Below are 25386 nucleotides of genomic sequence, written 5' to 3'. Positions count from 1 at the left end.
TCAGCTATCGCCGGCAAGCCGGCTCCTACAGATCTTTTCGGCATCCCGCCAAACGATCAGAACAGGTACGATACCCGCCTGATTTTCCAGTCTTGCTATCGGAGTTGCCCATGAGCGCCGTCAATCGCGCAGCGGTGGAAGCCGTCCTTCGCCAATACACCGACCCTTACCTGAACCAGGACCCGGTCAGCGCCGGGTGCGTGCGCAACATCGACATCCAGGGTGATCGCGTCAGCGTCCAGCTGGAGTTGGGTTACGCCGCCGGCCTGTTCAAAAGTGGCTGGGCGCAGATGCTGCAAATGGCCATCGAAGGCCTCGACGGCGTCACCAGCGCCCGCGTTGATATCACCAGTGTGATCGCCGCACACAAGGCTCAGGCACAGATTCCGGGCCTGGCCAACGTCAAGAACGTTGTGGCCGTGGCATCCGGCAAGGGCGGCGTGGGCAAGTCCACCACCGCCGCCAACCTCGCGTTGGCCCTGGCCCGCGAAGGCGCGAAGGTGGGGATTCTGGATGCGGACATTTACGGTCCGAGCCAGGGCATCATGTTCGGCATTCCCGAAGGCACCCGACCAAAGGTCAAGGATCAGAAGTGGTTTGTGCCGATTGAGTCCCATGGCGTCGAAGTGATGTCCATGGCGTTTTTGACCGACGACAACACGCCGATGGTCTGGCGCGGGCCGATGGTCTCTGGTGCACTGTTGCAACTGGTGACACAAACCGCCTGGGGCGATCTGGATTACCTGGTCATCGACATGCCGCCAGGCACCGGCGACATCCAGCTGACCCTGGCGCAGAAAGTCCCGGTGGCCGGCGCTGTCATCGTTACCACCCCACAAGACCTGGCGTTGCTGGACGCGCGCAAGGGTGTGGAGATGTTCCGCAAGGTCAACATCCCGGTGCTGGGCGTGGTGGAAAACATGGCGGTGCACATCTGCTCGAACTGCGGGCATGCCGAGCATCTGTTCGGCGAGGGCGGGGGCGTGAAGCTGGCCAGCCAATATGGCGTCGAGCTGCTGGCGTCGTTGCCGCTGGCGATGGCCATTCGTGAACAGGCCGATGGCGGCAAGCCAACGGTCATTGCCGAGCCGGACAGCCCGATCGCGCTGGTGTATCAGGAACTCGCCCGCCATGTCGGCGCGCGGATCGTGTTGCAGGAAGCGGCAACCCCGGCGATGCCGAACATCACCATCAGCGACGATTGATGACCTGAAACATAATCAACTGTGGGAGCTAGCCTGCTAGCGATAGCGGATTCACATTCAACAAATATGTTGGCTGAACCACCGCAATCGCTAGCAGGCTAGCTCCCACATTGGTTTTGCGGTGTTGGTTAGATGCGCAGCCCGCCATCCATTTCCAGAATCCGGCCGGTGTAATAGTCATTCTCGAAAATGTACGCCGCCGAATGGGCGATCTCTTCCGGCTTGCCCATGCGCTTGAGCGGAATCCCGGACGTCATTTTCTCCAGCGCTTCAGGCTTCATGCCCAGCGTCATCTCGGTCTCGATAAAGCCCGGTGCAATGCCCGCCACGCGGATGCCGTAACGCGCCAATTCCTTTGCCCATGTGACGGTCGCCGCAGCAACCCCGGCCTTGGCCGCCGAGTAGTTGGTCTGGCCGACGTTGCCGGCGCGCGAGATCGACGAGATGTTGATGATCGCGCCGCTATTCTTCAGCTCGACCATTTTCGCCGCGACTTCGCGGGTGCACAGGAACACGCCGGTCAGGTTGACGTCGATGACCGCCTGCCATTGGGCCAGGCTCATCTTGGTCATCTCGCCGTCCTTGACCTTCAACAGCAGCCCGTCACGCAGGATCCCGGCGTTGTTGATCAAGCCATGGATCGCGCCGAAATCTTCGGCCACCTGGGCGACCATGTGCGTCACTTGCTCTTCGTTGGCCACGTTACACAGATAGGCGCGGGCCTCGACACCCTTGGCCTTGCACGCGGCAACCGCGTCATCGAGCTTTTCCTGGTTCAGATCAACCAGTGCAAGCTTCGCGCCTTTGCCGGCGAAATACTCGGCCATCGAACGGCCTAAACCCTGGCAACCGCCAGTGATAATGATTACTTTGTCAGTGAGTTGCATTCGCGTGCCCCAGTTGCAGGTTGGAGTGGTCTTCCTTCTAGAGAGCCTCTCGATCTGCACCTGATGTGGCCTGGCTGCACATGAGAACTGCCCCGATGGCGGACTGGAACTTTCAGCAGTCGCCTGTCCGTTTTTTCGACGGATTCTATATAAGGAGTCATAAATTGAGCGTTGAAGCGGCCAAGAATGCCCGAGAATTGCTTCTCAAGGAATACCGCGGAGTGCTGTCGACGCACTCCAAGGCAATGCCCGGTTTCCCGTTTGGCTCCGTGGTTCCTTACTGTCTGGACGAGCAGGGCCGGCCGCTGATCCTGATCAGCCGCATCGCCCAGCACACCCACAACCTGCAGAAAGACCCGAAGTGTTCGCTGTTCGTCGGTGAGCGCGGGGCCGAAGACGTGCAAGCGGTCGGCCGCCTGACGTACCTCGCCGAAGCCGAAAAACTCGAGGAAGTGGCTGCGATTGAAGCGGCCGCCGAGCGCTACTACCGTTACTTCCCGGATTCGCAGAATTATCACAAAGCCCACGATTTCGATTTCTGGGTGCTCAAACCCGTGCGTCACCGCTACATCGGCGGCTTCGGCGCGATTCATTGGGTCGATCAACTGACGTTGGCCAATCCGTTCGCCGGCAAGGCCGAGGTGAGCATGGTCGAGCACATGAACGCCGATCACGCCAAAGCCATCGCCCACTACGTCGAACTGGCGGGGCTGCCGAAAACCGAGCCGGCGCAACTGGCCGGGATCGACACTGAAGGCATGCACCTGCGCATTGGTCAGGCGCTGTACTGGCTACCGTTTCAAGCTCCGTGTAATACGCCGACACAAGTTCGGGAGGCCTTGGTTTTCCTGGCTCACGCCGAACATTGGCCGAAAAATGAAGTGGCCGGCGCTTGAATTCACGAAAGGGCGACGTCATCTAGGGAAGACTGGCAAGGCATTCTTGCGTTGAGGAACCATTTGATGCGCCCTTTTTTATTGCTCTTTGTACTGTTTCCGGTGTTGGAGCTGTTCGTATTCGTCAAGGTCAGCGGTGCGATCGGGTTTTTCCCGGCGCTGCTGCTGGTCATTCTCGGCTCGATGCTCGGCGTGTTCGTGCTGCGCATCGCCGGCCTGGCAACTGCGCTGCGTGCGCGTGAAAGTCTGAACCGCGGCGAACTGCCAGCCCAGACCATGCTCGAAGGCTTGATGCTGGCCCTGGCCGGCGGTCTGTTGATTCTGCCGGGCTTCGTCACCGACGTGCTGGGCCTGATCATGCTGCTGCCGATCTCGCGTCGACTGCTGGCCAATAAAATGCGCCAGCGCGCCGAAGAGGCGGCGATCCGTCAGCGTGCGTTCGCCGATGATCTTCAGCCGCGTGGCGGTCCTGCCCCGCGCGAGCCATTGGGCCGAGAGCCGAACGTGATCGAAGGCGAGTTCGAACACCGCGATTCCAAGTAAATCGTTTCACCTGCACGGCACCTTCGGGTGCCGTGTTCGTTTTCGGGGCATCAACGTAAAAAATTTCGATCCCCGCCCTTGTAATAAGCTTATGCGCCCTTATGTAACGGTCACCGCAAGGTTTCTGGCAATCACGCCAGACAGACTTCCGCGGTTCGCTTGACGAACCGCACCCGGCACCGCCGGATTTGTTAAACCCGCCGGGACTACACCGGCCGATGAAAACCACAATTAGGAGAGATCGACAATGAAGCTTCGTCCTCTGCATGACCGCGTCGTCGTCCGTCGCAGCGAAGAAGAAAAGAAAACCGCTGGCGGTATCGTCCTGCCAGGTTCGGCTGCTGAAAAGCCAAACCAGGGCGAAGTCCTCGCTGTAGGCCCAGGCAAAGTTCTGGAAAACGGTGAAGTGCGTGCGCTGTCCGTGAAAGTGGGTGACAAGGTTGTTTTCGGCCCTTACTCCGGCAGCAACACTGTGAAAGTTGACGGCGAAGACCTGCTGGTCATCGGCGAGAGCGAAATCCTCGCTGTAGTCGAAGGCTGATTCCCCGCTCATTTTCCCGCTACTACAAAGTATTTAAGGAATATCGATCATGGCTGCTAAAGAAGTTAAATTCGGCGATTCCGCCCGCAAGAAAATGCTCGCCGGTGTAAACGTCCTGGCTGACGCAGTAAAAGCGACCCTGGGCCCTAAAGGCCGTAACGTGATCATCGAGAAGAGCTTCGGCGCTCCGACCATCACCAAGGACGGCGTGTCCGTTGCCAAAGAAATCGAGCTGAAAGATCGCTTCGAAAACATGGGCGCGCAGCTGGTCAAAGACGTTGCCTCCCGTGCCAACGATGACGCAGGCGACGGCACCACCACCGCTACCGTTCTGGCTCAATCGATCGTCAACGAAGGCCTGAAAGCCGTCGCTGCCGGCATGAACCCGATGGACCTCAAGCGCGGTATCGACAAAGCGACCATCGCTATCGTCAAAGAGCTGAAAGCCCTGTCCAAGCCATGCGCTGACACCAAGGCAATCGCTCAGGTCGGCACCATCTCGGCCAACTCCGACAACTCCATCGGCGACATCATTGCCGAAGCCATGGAAAAAGTCGGTAAAGAAGGCGTGATCACCGTTGAAGAAGGCTCGGGCCTGGAAAACGAACTGTCGGTTGTTGAAGGCATGCAGTTCGACCGTGGCTACCTGTCCCCGTACTTCGTCAACAAGCCAGAGACCATGACTGCCGAGCTGGACGGTCCGCTGATCCTGCTGGTCGACAAAAAGATCTCGAACATCCGCGAAATGCTGCCAGTACTGGAAGCCGTTGCCAAAGCCGGCCGTCCACTGCTGATCGTGGCCGAAGACGTTGAAGGCGAAGCCCTGGCGACTCTGGTTGTGAACAACATGCGTGGCATCGTTAAAGTCGCAGCCGTCAAGGCTCCAGGCTTCGGCGACCGTCGCAAGGCCATGCTGCAAGACATCGCTGTTCTGACTGGTGGTACCGTTATCTCCGAAGAGATCGGTCTGAGCCTGGAAAGCACTACCCTGGAACACCTGGGTAATGCCAAGCGCGTGATCCTGTCGAAAGAAAACACCACCGTTATCGACGGTGCCGGCGTTGAGGCTGACATCCAGGCTCGCGTTCTGCAGATCCGTCAGCAAGTGGCCGACACTTCGTCCGACTACGACCGTGAAAAACTGCAAGAGCGTCTGGCCAAGCTGTCCGGCGGCGTTGCAGTGATCAAGGTTGGCGCTGGTTCCGAAGTTGAAATGAAAGAGAAGAAAGCCCGCGTTGAAGACGCCCTGCACGCTACCCGTGCAGCCGTTGAAGAAGGCGTGGTACCTGGCGGCGGCGTGGCACTGGTTCGCGCTCTGCAGGCTATCTCCGAGCTGAAAGGCGACAACGATGACCAGAACGTTGGCATCCAGTTGCTGCGTCGCGCTGTTGAAGCGCCACTGCGCCAGATCGTTGCCAACTCCGGCGACGAGCCAAGCGTAGTTGTGGACAAGGTCAAGCAGGGTTCGGGTAACTACGGTTACAACGCTGCCACCGGCGAATACGGCGACATGATCGAAATGGGTATCCTGGACCCGGCCAAAGTGACTCGTTCGGCTCTGCAAGCGGCTTCGTCGATTGCCAGCCTGATGATCACCACCGAAGCCATGATCGCCGAGATCAAGGAAGACGCACCAGCTGGCGGCGGCATGCCAGACATGGGCGGTATGGGCGGCATGGGCGGCATGATGTAAGCCAGCCTTACCCCGTACGAAAAAACCCCGCCTGCGAAAGCAGGCGGGGTTTTTTATTGCCTCGATTTGGTATGTCGGAAGACCGAGTCGCGGCCTTCGCGGGCAAGCCTCGCTCCTACAGGTTCAGCGCGATCCTTGTAGGAGCGAGCGGGCGGCGATCCGACTTGCCCGCGAAGGCGTCAGATCAGGCGCCGACAGGTTCTGCCTTGGTTACTCGATCAGCCTTCAACGCCGGTCGATAAAGGATGTAGTAATACGACCCCAGACAAATCAGCCAGCAGAAAATAGCTGTCCACACGTTGTGCGAGAAAAAATGCGCGCCCTGCAGCATCCGGCCGATGGAAAACACCGTGCCCAGCGCAAACGCGAACACCAGCGCCTTGCGCGCCAGGCGCGGACGTCGGTCGCGCAGCACGAAAAACAGCGCAAACAACGTGAAACCGGTGGCGGCATGACCCCCCGGCCAGCAACGGCCGGGTTTTTCGGTAGGTGGGCGCGGGCTGAGCAGTTCGCTGTAGGTTTCATGACCGCCGAATTGCTCCAGGCTCCATGGGCATTGAACCGCGGTCACCGCTTTGACGGGCGTGACAAAAGAGGTCGCCAGGCCAAGGGACAGCACCAGGCAGCCCAGTTCCCGTTTGAACGGTTTGAGCCGGTCGATGAAAAAGGCGCCGATGAAGCCGAAGATGGCCAAAACCGAAAACGCGATGACCACTTGTTTGGCGCGGTCATGCAGGATGTTTTCGAGGAAGTAGCTGTGCCGTCCGATGAAATCCCCCGCAGCCGGGTCATAGAACATCCTCGCCAGGTCCATGTCCACGGACGTCAGTTCGAGCAGCACCAGAATGATCGCCGCAACGGCGGGCACACCCAGGCACACCCAGAAGTTCAGAGGGCGAGAGGCGGGGCGGGCAGTGGTCGAAACCATGGCAGTTCCTTGGTCGGTTAAATGTTCTTGAGAGCGCAGCCGCGCGGAGTTTGGGCCTGTTTCTGTCGCTGCCGTGTGAATCGATAGTGAAAAAATCGTCAACGTCACACCGGGTTTATCAATGGGTTTGACCACTGCACACAGTTCTGGCTCTGCGCCACGCCAGGCCTTAAGCTGCGCGGGCCAAGACGGCCGTTACTGTGTACGGAGGAGGTGCCCATGCGAATTCTATTGGTTGAAGACAACCGCGATATCCTGGCCAATCTGGCCGATTACCTGGGGCTCAAAGGCTACACCGTGGATTGCGCGCAGGACGGTTTGTCTGGCCTGCACCTGGCGGCCACCGAGCACTACGACTTGATCGTGCTCGACATCATGTTGCCCGGCATCGACGGCTATACCCTGTGCAAACGCCTGCGCGAAGACGCTCGCCGTGACACCCCGGTGATCATGCTGACCGCTCGCGATCAACTGGACGACCGGCTGCAAGGCTTCAAGTCCGGCGCCGATGATTACTTGATCAAACCTTTCGCCCTGTCTGAACTGGCCGCGCGGATCGAAGCGGTGATGCGCCGGGCTCAGGGTGGCGGTCGTCGTACCCTGCAAGTCGGCGATCTGAGCTACGACCTCGATACCCTGGAAGTCACCCGCGAAGGGCGCTTGCTGAAACTCAACCCGGTCGGCCTGAAACTGTTGGCCGTGCTGATGCAGAAAAGCCCGCACGTCTTGCGCCGGGAAATTCTCGAAGAGGCCCTGTGGGGCGATGACTGCCCGGACAGCGACAGCCTGCGCAGCCACGTCCACCAATTGCGTCAGGTGATCGACAAGCCGTTCGCCAAGCCGTTGCTGCAAACCGTACACGGTGTGGGTTATCGCTTGGCCGAGGGCCGTGATGGAGTTTAAACAGAGCCTTGCTCAACGGATCATCATCGCCTTTGCGCTGATGAGCGCATTGGTGGCAGGCGCCTTCGCCATGGGCATTGTGGCAACCGTGCACCTGGTGGAAGAAAAACTGATTTCGGCAGGTCTGGGTGGCGATCTGCAACGTCTGTTGTTGATGGACAGTGTCTCGGACTGGAGCCATCGCCCCGAACCAGACCAGCTGTTCTACTTCAGCGGCGGGCCGGGCGATTTCGACTTGCCCAAGGATTTGCGTCATCTGGAGCCGGGTTTTCACGAGGTGTTCCGGGAGCAGCTGTCGTATCACGCGATGGTCGAAGTCGTCGACGGCCGGCATTATGTGCTGCTGCAAGACCAGAGTGATTTCGAAGAGCGCGAGCGGGTGCTGTTCGCGGTGGTGCTGGTGGGCTTCGTCCTGAGCCTGGCGTTGGCGGTGTTCCTCGGCTGGGTCCTCGCGCGCAAAGTGATGGCGCCGGTGGTGCGCCTCGCCCGGCAGGTCCGTCACCGCGATCAGCTCCTGGGGCTGGCACCTCCATTGGCACCGGACTACGCCGCTGATGAAGTGGGCGAGCTGGCGGTCGCCTTCGACGCCACCCTCGGGCGCTTGCGGCAGGCATTGACCCGCGAGCGATTGTTCACCAGCGACGTCAGCCACGAATTGCGCACGCCGTTGATGGTGCTGGCCAGTTCCTGTGAGCTGTTGCTTGAAAACCCCGGCATCGACCAGCGGGGGCGGGCTCAGGTTGAACGAATCGCCCGCGCCTGCGAAGAGATGCGTGAGCTTGTGCAAACCTTCCTGATGCTGGCCCGCGCCCAACATGAAGACGCCAGCATGGCGCCGCAGCAGTCCTTGAGCCAGGTCGCCGGCGGGCTGCTCAGTTTGTGGCGCGAACCGATCGAGGCAAAAGGGCTGTCGCTGATATTTGAACCGGGCAATCCGGCCAGCACCTGCTACAACGCAACCCTGTTGCACGCCGTCATGGGTAACCTGCTGCGTAACGCGCTGCATTACACCGAACGGGGCTTCATCCGTTTGACGCTGACGACCGCCGGTTTCACGGTCGAGGACAGTGGTGTGGGCATTCCCGAGGAAAAACGCGAGGCGATGTTCGAGCCGTTCGTGCGTGGCAACGAGAAACGCGGTGAAGGCCTGGGGCTGGGCCTGTCGCTGGTGCAGCGGATCTGCGAGAACCAGGGGTGGAATGTCAGCCTGACGAACATGGAGCCCAATGGCTGTCGTTTTCAGGTGACGTTGAGTCAGCGCGATAGTTGATTTCGTTGGTGGCCCTCGGCCACTGCCATCAACCTGTAAAACCTCGAAATAAGTCGGGGTTTTACACCACGATTTTTTCACGAAGGCATGACCTGGCGCTGACACACCATTCCTTAGGGTAGTGGTCATCAGAAACGCAGGAGCCCTTCGTGATGGCTGGCCCGATCAAACTTGATTTTTCCGAAAAATACGACGATCAACACGCTCAGAAATACCTGCGCAAACATCAGGACGGACTCGGGCGCCGACTGTCCCATTGGCGTGACGAGCAACTGGCGCGCAAGGCTTTGACACTGGCCGGTGAACCTGGCCTGGTTCTCGATTTACCCTGTGGTGCCGGGCGCTTCTGGCCACTACTGGCGGAAAAAGCCAATCGGGTGATTATCGGTGCGGACAACTCCGAGTCCATGCTGAAAATCGCTTTGAAGGCGCAACCGGCCGATGTGGTGAAACGGGTACAACCCTTGCACACATCTGCGTTCGACATTGCCTTGCCTGATAACGCCGTCGACAGCATTTTTTGTATGCGCTTGCTGCACCACATCGGTGAAGCCGAGCATCGACTGGCGATTCTGCGTGAGTTCGAACGCGTCACGCGTGACAGCGTGATTATTTCGTTGTGGGTGGACGGCAACTTCAAAGCCTGGAAACGCAGGCGGCTTGAAAAAACACGTGGGCATCTCGGTTACCAAAACCGATTTGTGTTACCGGCGGCTACGGTCGAAAAGGAGTTCGAGCAGGCGGGTTTTCGAGTCCAGGAACAACTGGACTTTTTACCGCTCTATGCCATGTGGCGGGTTTATGTATTACGCAAGAGGTAACTCAATGGCAGTGCAGTGTGCAGCAGAAACGGACGTCGCTTCCCAGGACCGCTTTGACTATTTCTGGAATCAGCGCGGTGAATGGGTTGAAGAACCCAACGTCCGTCGTGGCGGCGAAAGTGGCGTGCAGCGTATCAAGAGCAGCAAGGGACAACTGCTCTACGTCAAACGTCAGACCGGACATATCTATCGGAGTTGGCTGCATCCTTTCGGTCGGCCGACGGTGTTGCGTGAGCGAGATGCACTCATGGGCATGCGCCTGATCGACGTGCGCGTTCCGGAAATCGTTTTCTGCGGTGCGCAGCATGACCCGGTTCACAAGTGGCGCGCATTGCTGGTGACCAAGGCACTGGATGGTTTCGAGGAAATCGAACACTGGTATGCAGGTGGTGGTCGCGAGCGTCATGGCGAGGCGGTGCATGATCGGGTCCTGAAGGATCTGGCCGAGAATCTGGCTCGCATGCACAAGGGCCGCTGGCAGCACGGCTGCCTCTATATGAAGCACGTATTTGTGCGCGTCACTGGTGAGGGCGAGACCGCCAACGTCGAGATTGCCATGCTCGATCTGGAGAAGAGTCGGCGGCGTTTGACCGCCCGTCGCGCCGCTACCCATGACATGCGGCAACTGCGCCGCCACTCATCGTTCAGCGACACGGACTGGAAAAATCTCGTCTACCTTTATGAGACGGCGTTTGGCAGCGCTATCAAAGGTTTATAGCAATGAAACTCGAAATTGCTAGAGGTTTGTTCCTGATAGGAGCCTTGGCAGTTGCTTCACTGGCGGTGGCGGCTTGGGAGCAGCCCCGCACGCAGGTCCTCGGTTCAGTGAACGGGGACGTGCGTTGTCCGATGCCGCGGGTTGCGAAGGCGACCGTTGCAACCCAACCCGATCATGATTTATTGCTGTTCATGTTCGGACTTTCTCAAGGACTGAGGCCACAGAGTTGACCAGATTGAAGCCCAAATAAAAGGCCTCGCAAAATGCGAGGCCTTTTTCATTTTCGTGTCAATTCACGCACCCCCTGTAGGAGCCGGCTTGCTGGCGATGGTGGGTCAGCCACGCTGATGTCGACTGACACACCATCGTCGGAACGCCGCCCGCAGCAAGCCGGCTCCTACAGAAGTTATGCGTGTGCTGGTTTATCGGGTTTGGCCAGCAACGTGTACACGCACGGCAGCACAAACAGCGTAAACAACGTCCCGATCGACATCCCCGTGGCGATCACTGTGCCGATGTCGAACCGGCTGACAGCGCCCGCGCCCGTGGCGATGATCAACGGCACCATGCCAAACACCATCGCCGCGGTGGTCATCAGCACCGGACGCAGGCGAATGGCCGCTGCTTCCTCAACCGCTTCACGCGGCGTCAGGCCCTTGTCCTTGCGCAACTGGTTGGCGAACTCGACGATCAGGATCCCGTGCTTGCTGATCAATCCGATCAACGTCACCAGCCCGACCTGGGTGTAGATGTTCATGCTCGACCAGCCGAGGAACAGCGGAATCAGAGCGCCGCAGATCGACAGCGGCACGGTCACCAGAATCACCAGCGGGTCGCGGAAGCTTTCGAACTGCGCCGCCAGCACCAGGAAAATGATCGCCAATGCCAAGGCAAAAGTGACCCACAGCGCACTGCCTTCCTGCACGTACTGCCGAGATGCACCGGCATAGTCGACGGCAAAACCTGCGGGTGCCTCTTCCCGGGCAATCTGACGCACCGCGTCGAGGGCTTCACCCATGCTCACCAGCGGGACCCCGGACAGGATCGCCGAGTTGAGCTGCTGGAACTGATTCAGTTGCCGTGGGCGTGCCCGGTCGGTCACGGTAATCAGGGTCGACAGGGCCAGCAGTTCGCCCTTGGTGTTCTTCACGTAATAGTTGTTCAGCCAGTCGGGGTTGTCCCGGAAAGGCCGTTCGACCTGCGCGATGACTTTGTAGCTGCGACCTTCAATGGTGAACCGGTTGATCTCCGCCTCGCCCAGCAACGTCGCCAGCGTGCCGCCCAGATCCTGCATGGACACGCCCATCTGCGCAGCCTTCGGCCGATCGATATCGACCACGACTTCGGGTTTGTCAAAGGCCAGGTCAACGTCGACGAAGGCAAACTTGCCGGACTCCATCGCGCGTTTTTTCACCCGGTCCATCACTTGCAGCAACGACTCGTAATTGTTGGCGGTATTGACGACGAATTGAAACGGCAGCCCTTCGCCGGTTCCCGGCAGGGAAGGCAGGTTGAAGCCGAAAATCTGCAACCCTGGAATGCTTTCCAGTTTGCTCTGGACCGCAGGCAGGATCTGCATTTGCGTGCGCTCACGCTCGTTCCACGGTTTGAGCAGGAAACCGCCAATCCCCGATTGCACGCCGTTGAAGCCGTTGATCTGGAACGAGGAGTAGTACTCGGGAAACGCCTTGAAGATGCTGACGAACTCGTCGGTGTAGGTGTTCAGGTAATCAAGGTTGGTCGGCTGCGGGGCGTTGGCCAGCATGAAAATGACGCCCTGGTCCTCGTCCGGTGCCAGTTCCGATTTGGTGAACTTGAGCAGCACCGGAATCAGGCACAGCACGATCACCGCGAACACCAGCACCACCGGCCGCGTGTTGAGCGTGCCGTGCAGCATGCGCTGGTAGCGGCGCTTGAGACCTTCGAAAATCAGGTCCAGCCGGTGAGCGAGGCCGCTGGGGTTTTCGTCGTGGCGCAGCAGAAAGGCGCACATCATCGGCGACAACGTCAGGGCGACGATGCCGGAGATCACCACCGCCCCGGCCAGGGTCAGGGCGAACTCCTTGAACAGCGCCCCGGTGAGGCCGGTCAGGAAGCCGATCGGGGCGTAGACCGCCGCCAGGGTAATGGTCATCGAGACCACCGGCATGGCGATTTCCCGGGCGCCTTCAATCGCGGCGTCCAGCGGCGTCTTGCCTTCTTCAATGTGACGGTGGATGTTTTCCACCACCACGATGGCGTCGTCCACCACCAGGCCAATGGCCAATACCATCGCCAGCAGGGTCAGCAGGTTGATCGAGTAGCCCATCATCTGCATGAAGAACATCACGCCGATCATCGACAACGGAATGGTCACCACCGGGATCACCACCGAACGCAGCGCACCGAGGAACAGAAACACCACGACGATCACGATCAACACCGCTTCGAACAGGGTTTTCACCACTTCGTCGATCGAGGCCTGGATGAACAGCGTGGCGTCGTAGGCAATTTCACCCTTGAGGTTCGGCGGCAGCTGGGCTTCCAGGTCCGGCATGATCTTGCGCACTTCCTTGATCACGTCCAGCGGGTTGGCGCCGGGCGTTGCCTTGATGCCGATGTACACCGAGGGCGTGCCACCGAAGGAGCTGATGGTGTCGTAGTTTTCCGCGCCCATCTCGACCCGCGCGACATCGCTGAGCAGTACCCGGCTGTCACCGTCGACCTTGAGCGGAATCGCGGCGAAGGCTTCGGCGGATTTGAGCTCGGTGTTGGCGTTGATGCTGGTGACCACGTACTCGCCTTTCACTTCGCCGGCGGCGGAGAGGAAGTTGTACTTGCGCACGGCATCGGTCACATCGCTGGCGCTGAGGCCGAAACCCGCCAGTTTCACCGGGTCCAGCCACAGGCGCATGGCGAATACCTGGTTGCCGAGAATCTCGGCTTCGGCCATGCCTGGCAGGGTCGCCAGTTTTGGCTGAATCACTCGCGACAGGTAATCGGTAATCTGCGGGTTACTCATTTCCTTGCTGAAGAAGCTGATGTACATCAGCGCCGACGCATCGGCGGCTTCCTTGCTCAGCACCGGGTCTTCCGCGTCCTGAGGCAACTGGTTTTTCACTTCGTTGGCCTTGGCCAGCAACTCGGTGAACAAGCGGTCGCTGTTGGAACCGATGCGCGCGTAGATCGAGATCACCGAGAAGTTCTGGCGACTGACCGAGGTCATGTAGTCGATGCCCTCGGCGCTTGCCAGGCTCTGCTGCATCGGTTGGGTGATGTAGCCCTGAATGGTTTCGGCGTTCGCCCCGGGGTACGCGGTGGTCACCGTGATCAGGGCGTTTTCCATTTGCGGATATTGGCGCAGCGGCAGCTTGCTCCAGGCCTGAAAGCCCAGCAGCACAATCAACAGGCTGACCACGGTGGCGAGCACCGGGCGGCGGATGAACGGGTCGGTAAAAGCCATTGGGGGTTCCTTGATCAGTCAGCGCGTGGCTGACTGTTCTTCTCGGCCAGGGTCTTGTCGTCGCTGATGGCGATGTGCGCACCGTTGTCCAGTTTGATCTGGCCGGCGGTGATCACTTTTTCGCCGTTCTTCACGCCTTTGGTAATCATCACTTGCCCATCGCGTCGCTCGCCGGTTTCGATGAACCGGCGTTCGGCGATCAGGATCGGTTGGCCCTTGTCGTCTTTTTCGAGGCTGCCGTCTTCGGTTTTTTTCTGCGCTGCCACGTACAACGAATTGCCGTACAGCGTGTACGTGATCGCGCTTTCCGGCACGACGATGCGCGGCTGCGGGTCGGGCAGCATCACCTGCAGGCTGGCGAACATGCCCGGTAACAGTTTGCCGTCGGGGTTGGCCAGGGTCGCGCGGACCTGCATGTTGCGCGTGCTGTTTTCGATTTTCGGATTGATCGCGCTGATGGTGCCGGGGAAGGTCTGCGCCGGGTAGGCCGCGACGATGATTTCAACCGGCTGGCCGATGGCGATCTTCGGCACCGACTGTTCGGGCACGAAAAAGTCGACGTAGAGACTGCTGAGGTCTTGCAGGGTGGCAATCATGGTGCCGCTGGCAAGGTAGTCGCCAACGTCCACCTGCCGAATGCCGATGGTCCCGCTGAAGGGGGCAACGATGCTTTTTTTACCGAGCGCAGCCTTGAGTTGATTGACCGTGGCTTTGCTTTTTTTCAGCACCGCCGAAAGTCGGTCGAATTCACCTTTGGAAATGGCCTGGCTGCCCACCAGTTGGCTACCGCGACCGTAATCGAGCTGGGCCAGCCCGAGGTCGGCCTGGGCGGTTTCCAGCAAGGCACTTTCCACGGCGCTGTCGAGGCGCAGGAGTGGTTGACCTACCTTGACCTTCTGCCCTGACTCGAACTGCAAATCGATGACGGTGCCGTCGGTTTCAAGGCTCAGGTCTACGCCTTGCAGCGCCTTGAGCGTGCCGACGGTAGGCAGGCGTTCCTGCCACGGTTGCTCGGTAGCAGTAGCCACGGCGACGCTGATCGGCGGTTTCGGCACAGCGAAGCCTTGAATCATCGTATAGATGGAGAAGGCTTTGTAACCGGCCAGAACCAGCACGATCAGCAAAACAACACCCAACATGATCAGCATGCGGCGACGCAGCATATTTCCACTTCCTTGGAGAAAATCAGGTGAGACAGTCGGGCACATTACCGCGAGTGCACAGGGTATTCCAACTGCCACTTTTTACAGGCCACTGCAAAACCTGTAGGAGCCGGCTTGCTGGCGATTTGGCCATTAAACGGTGCGGTGATCTCTAGATCGCCATCGCCAGCAAGCCGGCTCCTACAGGGGGTACGTTTGCTGGAGGAACGGCGTCATTACGCCATCAAATGCAGGTGGTTATCCCAGAGCCCTGCAGGCAGTTCGAGGGGTTTTGCAACAAGGTTTGTCTGGCGGCAATCGTAGTACCGGCATCGGCCTTGACCCGAGGTCACGACAAAACCGTCGGCCACTGCACCCACCCCGGCGCAATCGGGAAGCGGCGCATCCAGGCGCACTTCACCGCTGTCCATGTCCCAGATGAAAAAGCGATTGCCCCGTGGTGCCGTCAACGCGACCAGGCGCAAATCACTGTGCACTGCGACGCTGGCGGTGTAATGCCCCATGGCCTGCAACTGATGCTCGGGCACCGGGAACGCCACGAACGGTTGCCCCGGACGCTTGATCGCCAACAGTTCCGACGACTCATGGGACGGCCCCATGAATTGCTGACCGGCGACGATGGTGCCATCACTGGCGATCCCCAGGTGCCGCACGCTGTTCATCTGTTGCGCGAGGGTTTCCTTGCTCAGCAATGTACCGTCGCGCTGCATCAGCACCAGGCTTGGTTCCATGGCGTTGAGGTTCATCTCGACGCGGCTTTCAGCCTCAGTGCGAATGCCGCCGTTGGCCACCACCAGGGTTTCGCCATCGGGCATCCACGACACCTGATGCGGGCCGATGCCATGGGTCGAAATCTCGCCGCTGTGTACCAGGCGCTCGCCTTCGAACTTGTACACACCGAGCAGGCCGCGACCGGGATCGGACGTGTCGTTCTCGGTTGCGTACAGCCAGTCGCCGCTCTGGTGAATCACCGCGTGACCGTAGAAGTGCCGGTTCGGTTGCGAGGCCACGGTTTGCAGCAGCGTGCCGTCGCGCAGGTCGATCAGGTAACTTTCGGTGCCCGGACGCCGGGCGACGAACAGCGCGATCGGCAGCGTCGGGTGGTTGATGATGTCGTGGCAACGCTGGCCGACCTGGGTGGCGAACACCCGCGTACCGTCCAGCCGATAACCGACGGCGTAGTGCTTGCCGTCGCCATCGTCCCGCGCCGAAAGCAGCAGCGGGCTCTTGTCCTTTTGCTTGAACAGCGTCCAGCCGCCCAGTGTCACTGCTCCCAGCAGCAAACTACCTAACGTCAGAGCCTGTCGTCGCAGCATGGCACTTGCCCTCATCAGTCACCGTCGTTGGCGTTGAAGCCCAGTTGGATGCCCAGCGCCTTGGCCAGTTCGCCTTCGTGCAGGCGGTGGACGGCATTGAGGCTGTCGTAGATGTCGTTGAGCTGCTGGCGACCGGCGTCGTCGTTGAGCATTTCAGTCAGCGAACGCTGGTTGCTGGCGAACAGTTTCAGGGACGCGGCGTAAGCGGCGTCGATCTTGTCGGCCAAGGGTTTCTGCTCGCTTGGCAGCAAGCCGCGCAGGCCTTTGTTGTCGACGCCTTCCCACACGGTTTTGGCGGCGGCGAGGCTCGCTTCCATACTCGTCAGGGACGACTGGCTGCGCCACTGGTCAGCCTGGAACGGTTGCGGCACACCCTTGGTCTGGCGGCCCATCGGCGTGCCGAGTTTTTTCTTCAGGCTGTCGAGAGCGGTGACCTGTACACGCAGCAGATCGGCAATCGCTTCGTGGGAGTCGGCGTAGCGCTGGTTCGGGAATTTGCTCAACTGCGCGAGCATGCCGTCGGTGTTGTTCCAGGTTTTCAGAATCTCTTCGGCCAGCTGTTTCTGACGCTCGCCAATGGCTTTCAGCAGAGGGCAATACTTGGCTTTTTGCGCCTCGTTGGCCACGTCAGGTTTGCTGTCGAACAGGATGTATTCGTAAGCCGAGAGGCCTTGCACCACAACGCTGGATTTGGCCAGGGCGGCGGCATCGATCTGCGGTTGCGCGGTCACCAGTTGCTCGACCTGACGGCCCACCAGGTTTTTCTTGTCCGGCCAGAATTGCACCTGCCAGGCGCGATTGCCTTCGGCCAGCGGCCCGATCAGCAACGGTTGCAGCTCGGCCCAGGCTTTCTGCGCATGCAGGAAATCGGCACGGGCGGTGTCGAGGTTTTCCTTGCCTTCGCAATAGGCCAGCGCGCTGACGGCCAACTGGCGGTCGGCTTCAACCCAGCGCGTGTAGGTCGGCAGGATCACCGATTTGGCGATGGCCGCCGACGTGACAGCCTGCGGATCCTGCGGTGAGCAGGCGCCGAGGGCGAGTGCGGCAAGGCTGGTGAACAACAACTTGGGACGGAACATTTAGGGCTCCCGCTAAGGAATACGTTTAAAGGGAATTCAAAAACGCCAGCAACGCCGCGCGCTGCTCGGCATTGAAAGACAAAACCTGTTGCTGGGCCGCTTTTGCTTCGCCGCCATGCCAGAGCACGGCTTCGAGCAGATTGCGGGCGCGGCCGTCATGCAAGAACTGGGTGTGGCCACTGACTGCCTGCGTCAGGCCGATGCCCCACAACGGCGGCGTGCGCCAGTCGCGGCCACTGGCCTGGAATTCGCTGCGGTTGTCGGCCAGGCCGTCGCCCATGTCGTGCAGCAGCAGATCGCTGTAAGGGCGAATCACTTGATTGGCCAGTTCAGGTTCTGCCGCGTTGGCGGCGGTGGTGTATTTCGGTGTGTGGCAGGACTGGCAACCAGCCTGGAAAAACAGGGTCTTGCCGGCCAGCACTTGCGGTGTGCCGACATCGCGGCGAGCCGGTACGGCAAGGTTGCGGCTGTAGAACAGCACCAGACGCAGAATGTTATCGCTGACTTCCGGTTCGCCGTCCGGGCCGTTGCCGTTCGGCGCCTGTTTGCAGGCGGTTTGCGCCTCGGTGCAGTCATCAAAGGGTCTCAGGCTGGTCGTGAGGCCCATATCACCAGAAAACGCGTGAACATTCTGTTGATTGAGGTTCGGCTGCCCGGCCTTCCAGCCGAATCGGCCGAGGACGGTTTTCTGTTGTGCGTCATCCCAGACCTGGTTCGGTCGGCCATTGATGCCGTTTTTCTCTTTGGCCTGCGCAGCGGCATTGGCCAGGATCGCTTCTTCCGGGATCGCCTCGAGCAAACCGAGGCCAATCATCGGCGGGGCGACGCGCGCCGAGAAACGCGTGTCCGGGTGCATCGGGCCGTAGCCGAGTTGGGTGATCTGTAATGTCGGCTTGCGCAACTCGACTTCGGTGCCGTCCTTGAAGCGCACCGGCACCGGCGTGTAATCAACCCGAACCTTGCCTTCCGGCGCCACACCGGGCACCGACATGTCCTGGAACTGGCCGCCGTAGACCGGCTCGGGCACGACACCTTGCTGCTCGATGATTTTGGCGTAGGTCGGTGAATCCGGTATCGACAGGCGCACCAGCATCGAAACGGCGTTCACCGCATCAGGTGCAGGCGGGTGACCGCGACCGTCCTTGATATGGCAGCCCTGGCAAGCGTTGGTGTTGAACAGTGGGCCGAGGCCGTCGCGGGCCGTGGTGGTCGACGGGGCGATCACCCAGGGGTTGCGGAAGAAGCTGTTGCCGACGCTGAAGTCCACGCGCCGTGACGGCGGCAGGTTGGCGGAGGGCAGGGAAAAGGCGTTCTGATCGGTCTTGCGCACGGTCGCGCTGCCACCGGACCTGGCTTCACCGGGTTCGGCCTGGGTAAAACGCGGGGCGTCATCGCAGGCACTCAGGCCCAGGGCCAGAAACAGTGCGGACAAGCGAAGAGGCAGCGAGGGCATCAGACATCCTGCAAGACGAGCAAAACAAGGGCGCAAAGTCTAACAGGGCAGGGGAGATTGAATAAGAGGAATTATCGTTTGGTTGATGTGGGGCAGGGTTTCTTCCGATCCCTTGTAGGAGCGAGCCTGCTCGCGATGGTGTGTCAGTCGACACTTGCTTGGCTGACACACCATCGCGAGCAGGCTCGCTCCTACAGGGGGGCGGTATCTGGCAGGCATGAAAAAGGCGACCCGAAGGTCGCCTCTTTGAATCACTCAGCCAGCGTTGATCAGAATTCGTGATCAGCGTTGTCCGGGTTCAGGTCGCTGATGCCCAGCTTGCCAGCGGCGGCTTCGATCGAACCGGTCTGCTTGACCAGCGAAGCGATGGCGTCACGAACGATCTGGTTGCCAGCGGTGTTGCCGGCAGCGATCAACTGGTCGTAGTGCTCACCCTTGTTGGCGTGATCGACAATGACCTGCATCTTGGCTTCGGTCGCAGCCAGGTCGGCCTTCAGCGCGGTGTCGGCCGCCGGGTCCGCCTTGGCCACCAGAGAGGACAGGCTGGCGCCGGTCATTTTGGTGCCGTCGACACGGGTGTATTCGCCCAGGTACACGTTACGAATGCCTTTGGCATCGTAGAACTGCGAGTTGTGGGTGTTGTCGCTGAAGCAGTCGTGTTCGTCTTCAGGGGAGTTGGCTTCCAGGGAAACCTTCATGCGCTCGCCCGCCAATTCGCCCAGGGACAGGCTGCCCATGCCGAACAGCATTTTGCGCAGGCCGGAATCCACCGGTTCCGCTTCCAGGGTGGCGCGGTAGTTGTCGGCCACGTTCGGCTTCCAGTTACCGACCATTTCTTCCAGGTCGCTGACCAGCAGTTGGGTCACGGACTTCAGGTAAGCGCGACGACGATCGTTGTGACCGCCGGTGGCGCCTTTGCCTTCCAGGTAGTCGGAGGCTGGACGGTTGCCGGCGCCAGGGCCGGTGCCGTTCAGGTCCTGGCCCCACAGCAGGAATTCGATGGCGTGGTAGCCGGTGGCGACGTTGGCCTCGGAACCACCCAGCTCGTTCAGGCTGGCGAGTTTTTCCGGGGTGATGTCTTTCACGTCGATCTTGTCTTCGCCGACCTGAACTTGAGTGTTGGCGATGATGTTGGCGGTCGCGCCCGGGTTACCCAGTGCGTGCTCGTAGGATTTGTCGACGTAGTCGATCAGGCCTTCGTCCAGTGGCCAGGCGTTCACCTGACCTTCCCAGTCGTCGATGATGGTGTTGCCGAAGCGGAACACTTCGCTCTGCAGGTAAGGAACGCGAGCAGCGATCCAGGCAGCCTTGGCGGCTTTCAGGGTGTCGGCGTTCGGCTTCGCGAGGAAGGCGTCGACGGCGGTTTGCAGGGTTTTCGCGGTGGATTCGGCATCGCTGTAAACGGCGAAGACGATGTCGGCGTAATGCGCGACAACGGCTTTGGCAGCGGCTTCGTCGACTTTGCCGGCAGCAGCTGGCGCAGGCGCAGCGGCCGGGGCCGTGGTAGTGGCGGCTGGCGTAGGCGCTGGGGCGGCAGCTTTGTCTTTGCCTTCGCCACAACCGGCGAGGGAAATAGCGATGGCCAACAGACTGGCGGTAGCCAGAGGCATACGAATCATGGCGAACATCCTGCTTCGAGAGGGGGTGGAATGGCGCAGCTAGCGCGCAAAACTGCGACATAATGCAAATCTTTCGCATTATGTGTAAAGAGTTGTTCTTGGAAATATTTCTTATTCAGACAGTGATTGTGTCGCAGATCAAAAGATCGCCGCCTCGTTTCACTCGACAGCTCCTACAGGCGCACGAGGTCCAATGTAGGAGCTGTCGAGTGAAACGAGGCGGCGATCTCTTTTGATTTTTACAAAATAGCCGCGTTGCTGCGCTGGGCCTGCTTGAGATAGGCGCCGAGTTCTCGCGCCGGCAGCGGCTTGCTGTAAAAGTAGCCCTGACCTTCGTGGCAGCCTTCGGAAATGATGTAGGCCTCTTGCTCGATGGTTTCCACCCCCTCTGCAATGACCTGCATGCCAAGGCTCTTGCCCAACTGGATGATGGCCCGAACGATGGTTGCATCGTCGTCGTCATCGAGCAGGTCTTGTACGAAGCTCTTGTCGATCTTGATCTTGTCCAGCGGCAGGCTTTTCAGGTAGCTCAGCGATGAGTAACCGGTGCCGAAGTCGTCGATGGCGATCAACGCACCGGAACGACGCAGGCTCAGCAGATGCTGGGCGGCGGTGCTGATGTCTTCCATCAGGCCGGTTTCGGTGACTTCCAGCTCCAGGCTGCGCGGTGGCAGGCGGTACATTTGCAGCAGGTTATTGACCACCCGCGGCAGCTCGGCGTGGTGCAACTGCACCGTGGACAGGTTCACCGCCATGCGCAGGTCGGTGAAGCCCTGGTCATGCCAGTCGCGCAATTGTTTACAGGCCTGATCCAGCACCCATTCGCCAATGGCAATGATGGTGCCGTTCTGCTCGGCCAGCGGGATGAACAGGTCCGGCGGCACCAGCCCGTGTTCGGGATGTTGCCAGCGAATCAATGCTTCGACGCCCACCACCCGATGATCGCGGTAGCTGATCTGCGGTTGGTAGACGAGGTAGAACTGGTCGCGGATCAACGCGTCGCGCAGGTCCTTTTCCAATTCGCGACGGCGACGCATCTCGGTGTCGACACTGGCGATATAGAACTGGTAGCGGTTGCGCGAGCGAGTCTTGGCCAGGGTCATGGTCTGCTCGGCTTTTTGCAGCAGCTTCTCGGTGCTGTCGCCATCCTCGGGGAACAGGGTGATGCCGATGGTGGCGCGCAGGCGAATCTCTTGATGATCGAGGGCGAATGCCGCTTCCAGGTCATCGAGAATGCTTTGCGCCAGTTCGGCGGCTTCGTAGGGTTGCTCGATATCGGCCTGAACCAGGGCGAACTGATCGCCGCCCAGTCGGGCGAGGGCGCCAAGGCGACCGCTGTGGCCCCGCAGGCGATCAGCCAGCGCCAGCAGCAGTTGGTCACCGGTCTGATAGCTGAATTGTTCGTTGATGCCCTTGAAGTCATCGAGGCCGACACACAACACCGCGACCCGGCGTTGCAGTTTGCCGGCGTCGACGAGGATCTTGTCCAGTTGCTGTTGCAATTGCTGGCGGTTGGGCAGGCCGGTGAGGAAATCGTACTGGGCCATGCGCAGCAGGCTGTTTTCCGCTTCGTGGCGCAGGTGGGTGTTGCGCTCGATGGACTCGAGCAACTGGTTGGCGGTGTTGATCCAGATGCCCAGTTCGTTTTTCTCGTGGCCTCTGAGCTGTGGAATCTTGTGTTCGCTGGGGCGGTCCGGGTTGATTTCGGTCAGGTGCTCGATGATCCGCGACAGCGGTTTGGTCAGCAGCCAGTGGTAGACCAGATACAGCACCAGCCCCATGGCAAGGGCGCGCAATACTCCGGAAATGAAGATGATCACCGAGCTGACGATGAACCCTTGTCCGTAGGTGGCGGTGTCGAGGGTAATGCTCAGGTCGCCGTAGTACTCGCTGTACGGGCCGCGACCCACCAGTTGAGTGGTGAAGGTGCGTTCCTTGCCGAGGATCAGGTCGGTCAGCCAGCGGCTGTTGGATTGCTGCAACTCGCGGGATTTTTGCGCCAGCATGGCTTCATTGGGGTGGCCGATGGAGGCCTGGCGGACGGCGTCGTCCTGAAACAGGCCTTCAATCACCTGCATGCCCATCTCCCGGTCCAGGCTGTAGACGGCCTGGGTCGAGGGGTCGCGGAACATGTCGAGGATGCGCTGGGCATCGCCTGCCACGGCCTGGCGTGTTTTATAGGCATCGAAAACGATCTGCGCGCAGCTCAAGACCACGCCGACGATCAATGCCGACAGGAGCACGACCCGGAGCAACTTCACCGACAAGCTGTTCTTGAGTTCCAGCTTCAAAGAGTCATTCCTTGTTCCGTGCAGGTAGCATCAAGTTGCCATGAGTATTGGCAATCCGGTGATGGCAGTCAAAGGGACAATCAAACACAGGGGAATTTGCCTGTGGGTTGGCCGAAATGCTGTTGCCTGGAGTATTTGCCCTATTAGTACTGTGTCGGTAGTCGAGTCCTTCAACTTGAGGGGGATTTGGACTTATTTTCCATTTGGTTGATGGTAGACGGGTATGGCGTTGGGGCAAGGGGGGGAAGACTGGTTTCATTATCGGAAATCGGCCTTCTCTGGATTCAACTTGTTTCTCTGTAGGAGCCGGCTTGCCGGCGATGGCGGCGTCATGGCGGACCCTTTTTTTGGGGTGTACATATCCATTGCTGCGGTAACGGCCACTTAGGGTTTCGCCCTTACGGCGACTCACTTTTCCAAACGCCGAAAAGTAAGCAAAAGGCTTCGCCCCGGCGTCCGGCCCCTCGCTTAGGCTCGGCGTTCCCTCGCTCCGGTCCTGCTCCGTGGGCCCGCCGCCATCGGCCATCCATGGCCGGGGGCGGCTACCGCGGCATCCTTGCCGCGGTGCCCACTGCGCAGAACCTCCACTCGGCCTCCCGAAGGGGCGCTCAGATCAAAAGCTGAAGGCGAGCTAACGCTCGGCCTGATGAGTGGTGAGAAGCGGGTGGGGGCGCGGGTCTGCTTGTGTAGGAGCCGGCTTGCCGGCGATGGCGGCCTTACAGCCGACCCGTTCTACGGAAACACCTGGCTTTGTACGTTTCCAAACCCATAAAAAAACCCGGCAAAAGCCGGGTTTTTTGACTGGCGTCGAGCTTAAGCGGTGAAGGTTTTGCCTTCGAACTGCTCAGCCACGAATTTCCAGTTGACCAGGTTCCAGAACGCTTCGACGTATTTTGGACGAAGGTTGCGGTAGTCGATGTAGTAAGCGTGTTCCCAGACGTCGCAGGTCAGCAGCGGGGTGTCGCCGTTGGTCAGCGGGTTGCCGGCGCCGATGGTGCTGGCCAGGGCCAGGGAACCGTCAGCCTTTTTCACCAGCCAGCCCCAACCGGAACCGAAGGTGCCGATGGAAGTCTTGCTGAATTCTTCCTTGAACTTGTCGAACGAACCGAAGGAAGCATTGATGGCTTCAGCCAGTGCGCCGGTTGGTTGACCGCCGGCGTTTGGCGCCAGGCAGTTCCAGTAGAAAGTGTGGTTCCAGACTTGAGCGGCGTTGTTGAAGATACCGCCCGAGGAAGACTTGACGATCTCTTCCAGGGTCTTGCCTTCGAACTCGGTGCCTGGCACCAGGTTGTTCAGGTTCACGACGTAGGTGTTGTGGTGCTTGTCGTGGTGGTACTCCAAGGTTTCCTTGGAAATGTGCGGCTGCAGGGCATCGTGTGCGTAAGGCAGCGGCGGCAATTCGAAAGCCATGATGATTCTCCTAATCAGGTCAGTTGCGGTGAGCGCAAGGCCGATCACGGGCGGCCAGACAAGCGCCGGGGAGTTTGTACTCTTTGCGGCGCATCGAACCGGATCATAGCACCGGGGGTGCGGCATAACCACGCAACAACTGTGTGGAATAGAGGTTCCAGAGCCATTTGGAATATCAGGTAGCGATGATCAGTTGGCCGGCAACGGCGAACATCATCACTGCCACCAACAAATCAAGAATCCGCCATGTACTTGGCCGAGCCAGCCATGGCGCCAACCATGCGGCGCCCAGCGCCAACGTGAAAAACCAAAGCAGCGAAGCGCTGGCCGCACCGACAACGTAAGCCCCTGGCTCGGTTTGTTGCGCACCGAGAGAGCCAATCAGCAACACGGTATCCAGATAAACATGCGGGTTGAGCAAGGTCACCGCCAAGGCGCTGAGCATCACCGCGCGCAGTGAACGGACCGTCTGGTTTTCACCCTGTTGCAGGCTTTGCTTCGAGCAGGCCCGGCGCAGCGCGAGGCTGCCGTACCACAGCAGAAACGCCGCGCCGCCCCAGCGAGCGATGGCCAGCAAGGTCGGGTTTTGCGCCAGAACGGTCGCCAGACCGAATACGCCGGCCGCTACCAGCAACGCGTCGCAGGTCACGCAGAGCGCTGCCACCGGCAGGTGATGTTCACGTCGCAGGCTCTGGGCCAGCACAAACGCATTCTGAGTGCCGATCGCCATGATCAGCCCCGCGGCCACCAACAGGCCGTTCACATAGCTTTGCCACATAAGTTTTACTCCGCGTTGGCTGCCAGATCCCGCAACACTTGCAGGGCGCGTTCGGCATCGGCCTGGCCGACGAATAAATGATCGTGGTAGTAACCGGCGATCACGTTGCAACTGATCCCGGCCTGGCCCAACGCGGTGGCGAACGCGGCGGTCAGGCCGACGGCTTCCAGGGCCGAATGCACGTTGAGGGTGATCCAGGCTGCGACGTAGTCGAAGCTGAAACCGGCCCGTTCTGCGTGGGAGCGTTCCAGAATCACCGTCAGACCTTCCTGCTCGCGAAAGCTGCCGACAATCTCAAGGTTCGATGGCAATTGACCGTCCCGCAGGGTGCAGAACACGTATTCGCCAGCGTTGAGTTGCGGGCTCATGCTGCGTAGCAGTGTTGCCAGTGAAGTTTCGCCAGCCATGTCGGTAATCCTTGTTCAAGAGT

Annotated in this window: 22 protein-coding genes; 10 read left to right on the top strand and 12 right to left on the bottom strand. The window is 59.9% G+C overall.

From position 1 onward, the window contains the following. Window positions 1-110: 110 nt before the first annotated feature. Window positions 111-1205 (top strand): iron-sulfur cluster carrier protein ApbC, encoded by a 1095-nt coding sequence (gene apbC / locus IB254_RS09720; protein ID WP_192417145.1) that lies wholly within the window; start codon window positions 111-113, stop codon window positions 1203-1205. Window positions 1206-1333: 128 nt separating this feature from the next. Here apbC and IB254_RS09715 read toward each other — a convergent pair whose 3' ends face one another. Further along, a complete protein-coding gene (locus IB254_RS09715) occupies window positions 1334-2092 on the bottom strand; it encodes an SDR family oxidoreductase (RefSeq protein WP_150709817.1) in 759 nt (252 codons plus the stop codon). A 164-nt stretch (window positions 2093-2256) separates the two neighbouring features. Here IB254_RS09715 and IB254_RS09710 point away from each other — a divergent pair, with 164 nt between their 5' ends. The 4 genes from IB254_RS09710 (at window position 2257) to groL (ending at window position 5765) form a co-directional block, all read left to right on the top strand. After that, a complete protein-coding gene (locus IB254_RS09710) occupies window positions 2257-2988 on the top strand; it encodes a HugZ family protein (protein WP_192417144.1) in 732 nt (243 codons plus the stop codon). 66 nt (window positions 2989-3054) lie between these two features. Further along, window positions 3055-3531, top strand: coding sequence for an FxsA family protein (locus tag IB254_RS09705; protein ID WP_008032127.1), 477 nt, complete (start codon window positions 3055-3057; stop codon window positions 3529-3531). Between the two features lie 247 nt (window positions 3532-3778). Further along, window positions 3779-4072 carry a co-chaperone GroES gene (locus IB254_RS09700; protein WP_017340553.1) on the top strand — a complete coding sequence of 98 codons (294 nt, stop codon included), beginning with the start codon at window positions 3779-3781 and terminating at the stop codon, window positions 4070-4072. Between the two features lie 49 nt (window positions 4073-4121). Further along, window positions 4122-5765, top strand: coding sequence for a chaperonin GroEL (gene groL / locus IB254_RS09695; protein ID WP_008032122.1), 1644 nt, complete (start codon window positions 4122-4124; stop codon window positions 5763-5765). 184 nt (window positions 5766-5949) lie between these two features. Here groL and IB254_RS09690 read toward each other — a convergent pair whose 3' ends face one another. Then, on the bottom strand, window positions 5950-6693 hold the full coding sequence (locus IB254_RS09690) for a phosphatase PAP2 family protein (RefSeq protein ID WP_192417143.1): 744 nt from the start codon (window positions 6691-6693) through the stop codon (window positions 5950-5952). A 219-nt stretch (window positions 6694-6912) separates the two neighbouring features. On the opposite strand from IB254_RS09690, the gene colR reads away from it, so the two are divergent. The 5 genes from colR (at window position 6913) to IB254_RS09665 (ending at window position 10635) form a co-directional block, all read left to right on the top strand. After that, on the top strand, window positions 6913-7596 hold the full coding sequence (gene colR, locus IB254_RS09685) for a two-component system response regulator ColR (protein ID WP_008032118.1): 684 nt from the start codon (window positions 6913-6915) through the stop codon (window positions 7594-7596). Beyond that, a complete protein-coding gene (locus IB254_RS09680) occupies window positions 7586-8866 on the top strand; it encodes a sensor histidine kinase (protein WP_192417142.1) in 1281 nt (426 codons plus the stop codon). Before colR ends, IB254_RS09680 begins: the two co-directional genes overlap by 11 nt. A gap of 152 nt (window positions 8867-9018) precedes the next feature. After that, window positions 9019-9687, top strand: coding sequence for a class I SAM-dependent methyltransferase (locus IB254_RS09675; RefSeq protein ID WP_192228591.1), 669 nt, complete (start codon window positions 9019-9021; stop codon window positions 9685-9687). 4 nt (window positions 9688-9691) lie between these two features. After that, window positions 9692-10405 (top strand): lipopolysaccharide kinase InaA family protein, encoded by a 714-nt coding sequence (locus IB254_RS09670; protein ID WP_192417141.1) that lies wholly within the window; start codon window positions 9692-9694, stop codon window positions 10403-10405. Between the two features lie 2 nt (window positions 10406-10407). Next, a complete protein-coding gene (locus IB254_RS09665) occupies window positions 10408-10635 on the top strand; it encodes a hypothetical protein (RefSeq protein ID WP_192417140.1) in 228 nt (75 codons plus the stop codon). A 176-nt stretch (window positions 10636-10811) separates the two neighbouring features. On the opposite strand, the gene IB254_RS09660 is transcribed toward IB254_RS09665, so the two are convergent. The 10 genes from IB254_RS09660 to IB254_RS09615 form a co-directional block, all read right to left on the bottom strand. Next, window positions 10812-13847 (bottom strand): multidrug efflux RND transporter permease subunit, encoded by a 3036-nt coding sequence (locus IB254_RS09660; protein WP_192417139.1) that lies wholly within the window; start codon window positions 13845-13847, stop codon window positions 10812-10814. Between the two features lie 14 nt (window positions 13848-13861). Next, entirely contained in the window at window positions 13862-15010 is a 1149-nt protein-coding gene (locus IB254_RS09655) for an efflux RND transporter periplasmic adaptor subunit (protein WP_192417138.1), read from the bottom strand. Between the two features lie 215 nt (window positions 15011-15225). Continuing rightward, complete coding sequence (locus IB254_RS09650; protein ID WP_008032105.1) at window positions 15226-16326, bottom strand: DUF1513 domain-containing protein; 1101 nt, start codon at window positions 16324-16326, stop codon at window positions 15226-15228. A gap of 14 nt (window positions 16327-16340) precedes the next feature. Next, the gene (locus IB254_RS09645) at window positions 16341-17405 is read right to left on the bottom strand and encodes an imelysin family protein (protein WP_192417137.1); all 1065 of its coding nucleotides are present in this window, start codon (window positions 17403-17405) and stop codon (window positions 16341-16343) included. Between the two features lie 25 nt (window positions 17406-17430). Next, the gene (locus IB254_RS09640; protein ID WP_192417136.1) at window positions 17431-18858 is read right to left on the bottom strand and encodes a di-heme oxidoredictase family protein; all 1428 of its coding nucleotides are present in this window, start codon (window positions 18856-18858) and stop codon (window positions 17431-17433) included. 269 nt (window positions 18859-19127) lie between these two features. Further along, on the bottom strand, window positions 19128-20477 hold the full coding sequence (locus IB254_RS09635) for an imelysin family protein (protein WP_008032101.1): 1350 nt from the start codon (window positions 20475-20477) through the stop codon (window positions 19128-19130). A gap of 239 nt (window positions 20478-20716) precedes the next feature. Then, window positions 20717-22768, bottom strand: coding sequence for a putative bifunctional diguanylate cyclase/phosphodiesterase (locus IB254_RS09630; protein WP_008036514.1), 2052 nt, complete (start codon window positions 22766-22768; stop codon window positions 20717-20719). 813 nt (window positions 22769-23581) lie between these two features. Next, window positions 23582-24178, bottom strand: coding sequence for a superoxide dismutase (locus tag IB254_RS09625; RefSeq protein WP_192417135.1), 597 nt, complete (start codon window positions 24176-24178; stop codon window positions 23582-23584). Between the two features lie 175 nt (window positions 24179-24353). After that, entirely contained in the window at window positions 24354-24956 is a 603-nt protein-coding gene (locus IB254_RS09620) for a LysE/ArgO family amino acid transporter (protein WP_008034357.1), read from the bottom strand. Between the two features lie 5 nt (window positions 24957-24961). Then, the gene (locus IB254_RS09615; RefSeq protein WP_192228598.1) at window positions 24962-25363 is read right to left on the bottom strand and encodes an ACT domain-containing protein; all 402 of its coding nucleotides are present in this window, start codon (window positions 25361-25363) and stop codon (window positions 24962-24964) included. Window positions 25364-25386: the final 23 nt, after the last annotated feature.

Source organism: Pseudomonas sp. PDM03 (assembly GCF_014852385.1).
GTDB classification, from domain to species: domain Bacteria; phylum Pseudomonadota; class Gammaproteobacteria; order Pseudomonadales; family Pseudomonadaceae; genus Aquipseudomonas; species Aquipseudomonas migulae.
The sequence above is the reverse complement of the archived record's forward strand: the minus strand, read 5'-3'. Positions and strand labels throughout refer to the sequence as shown.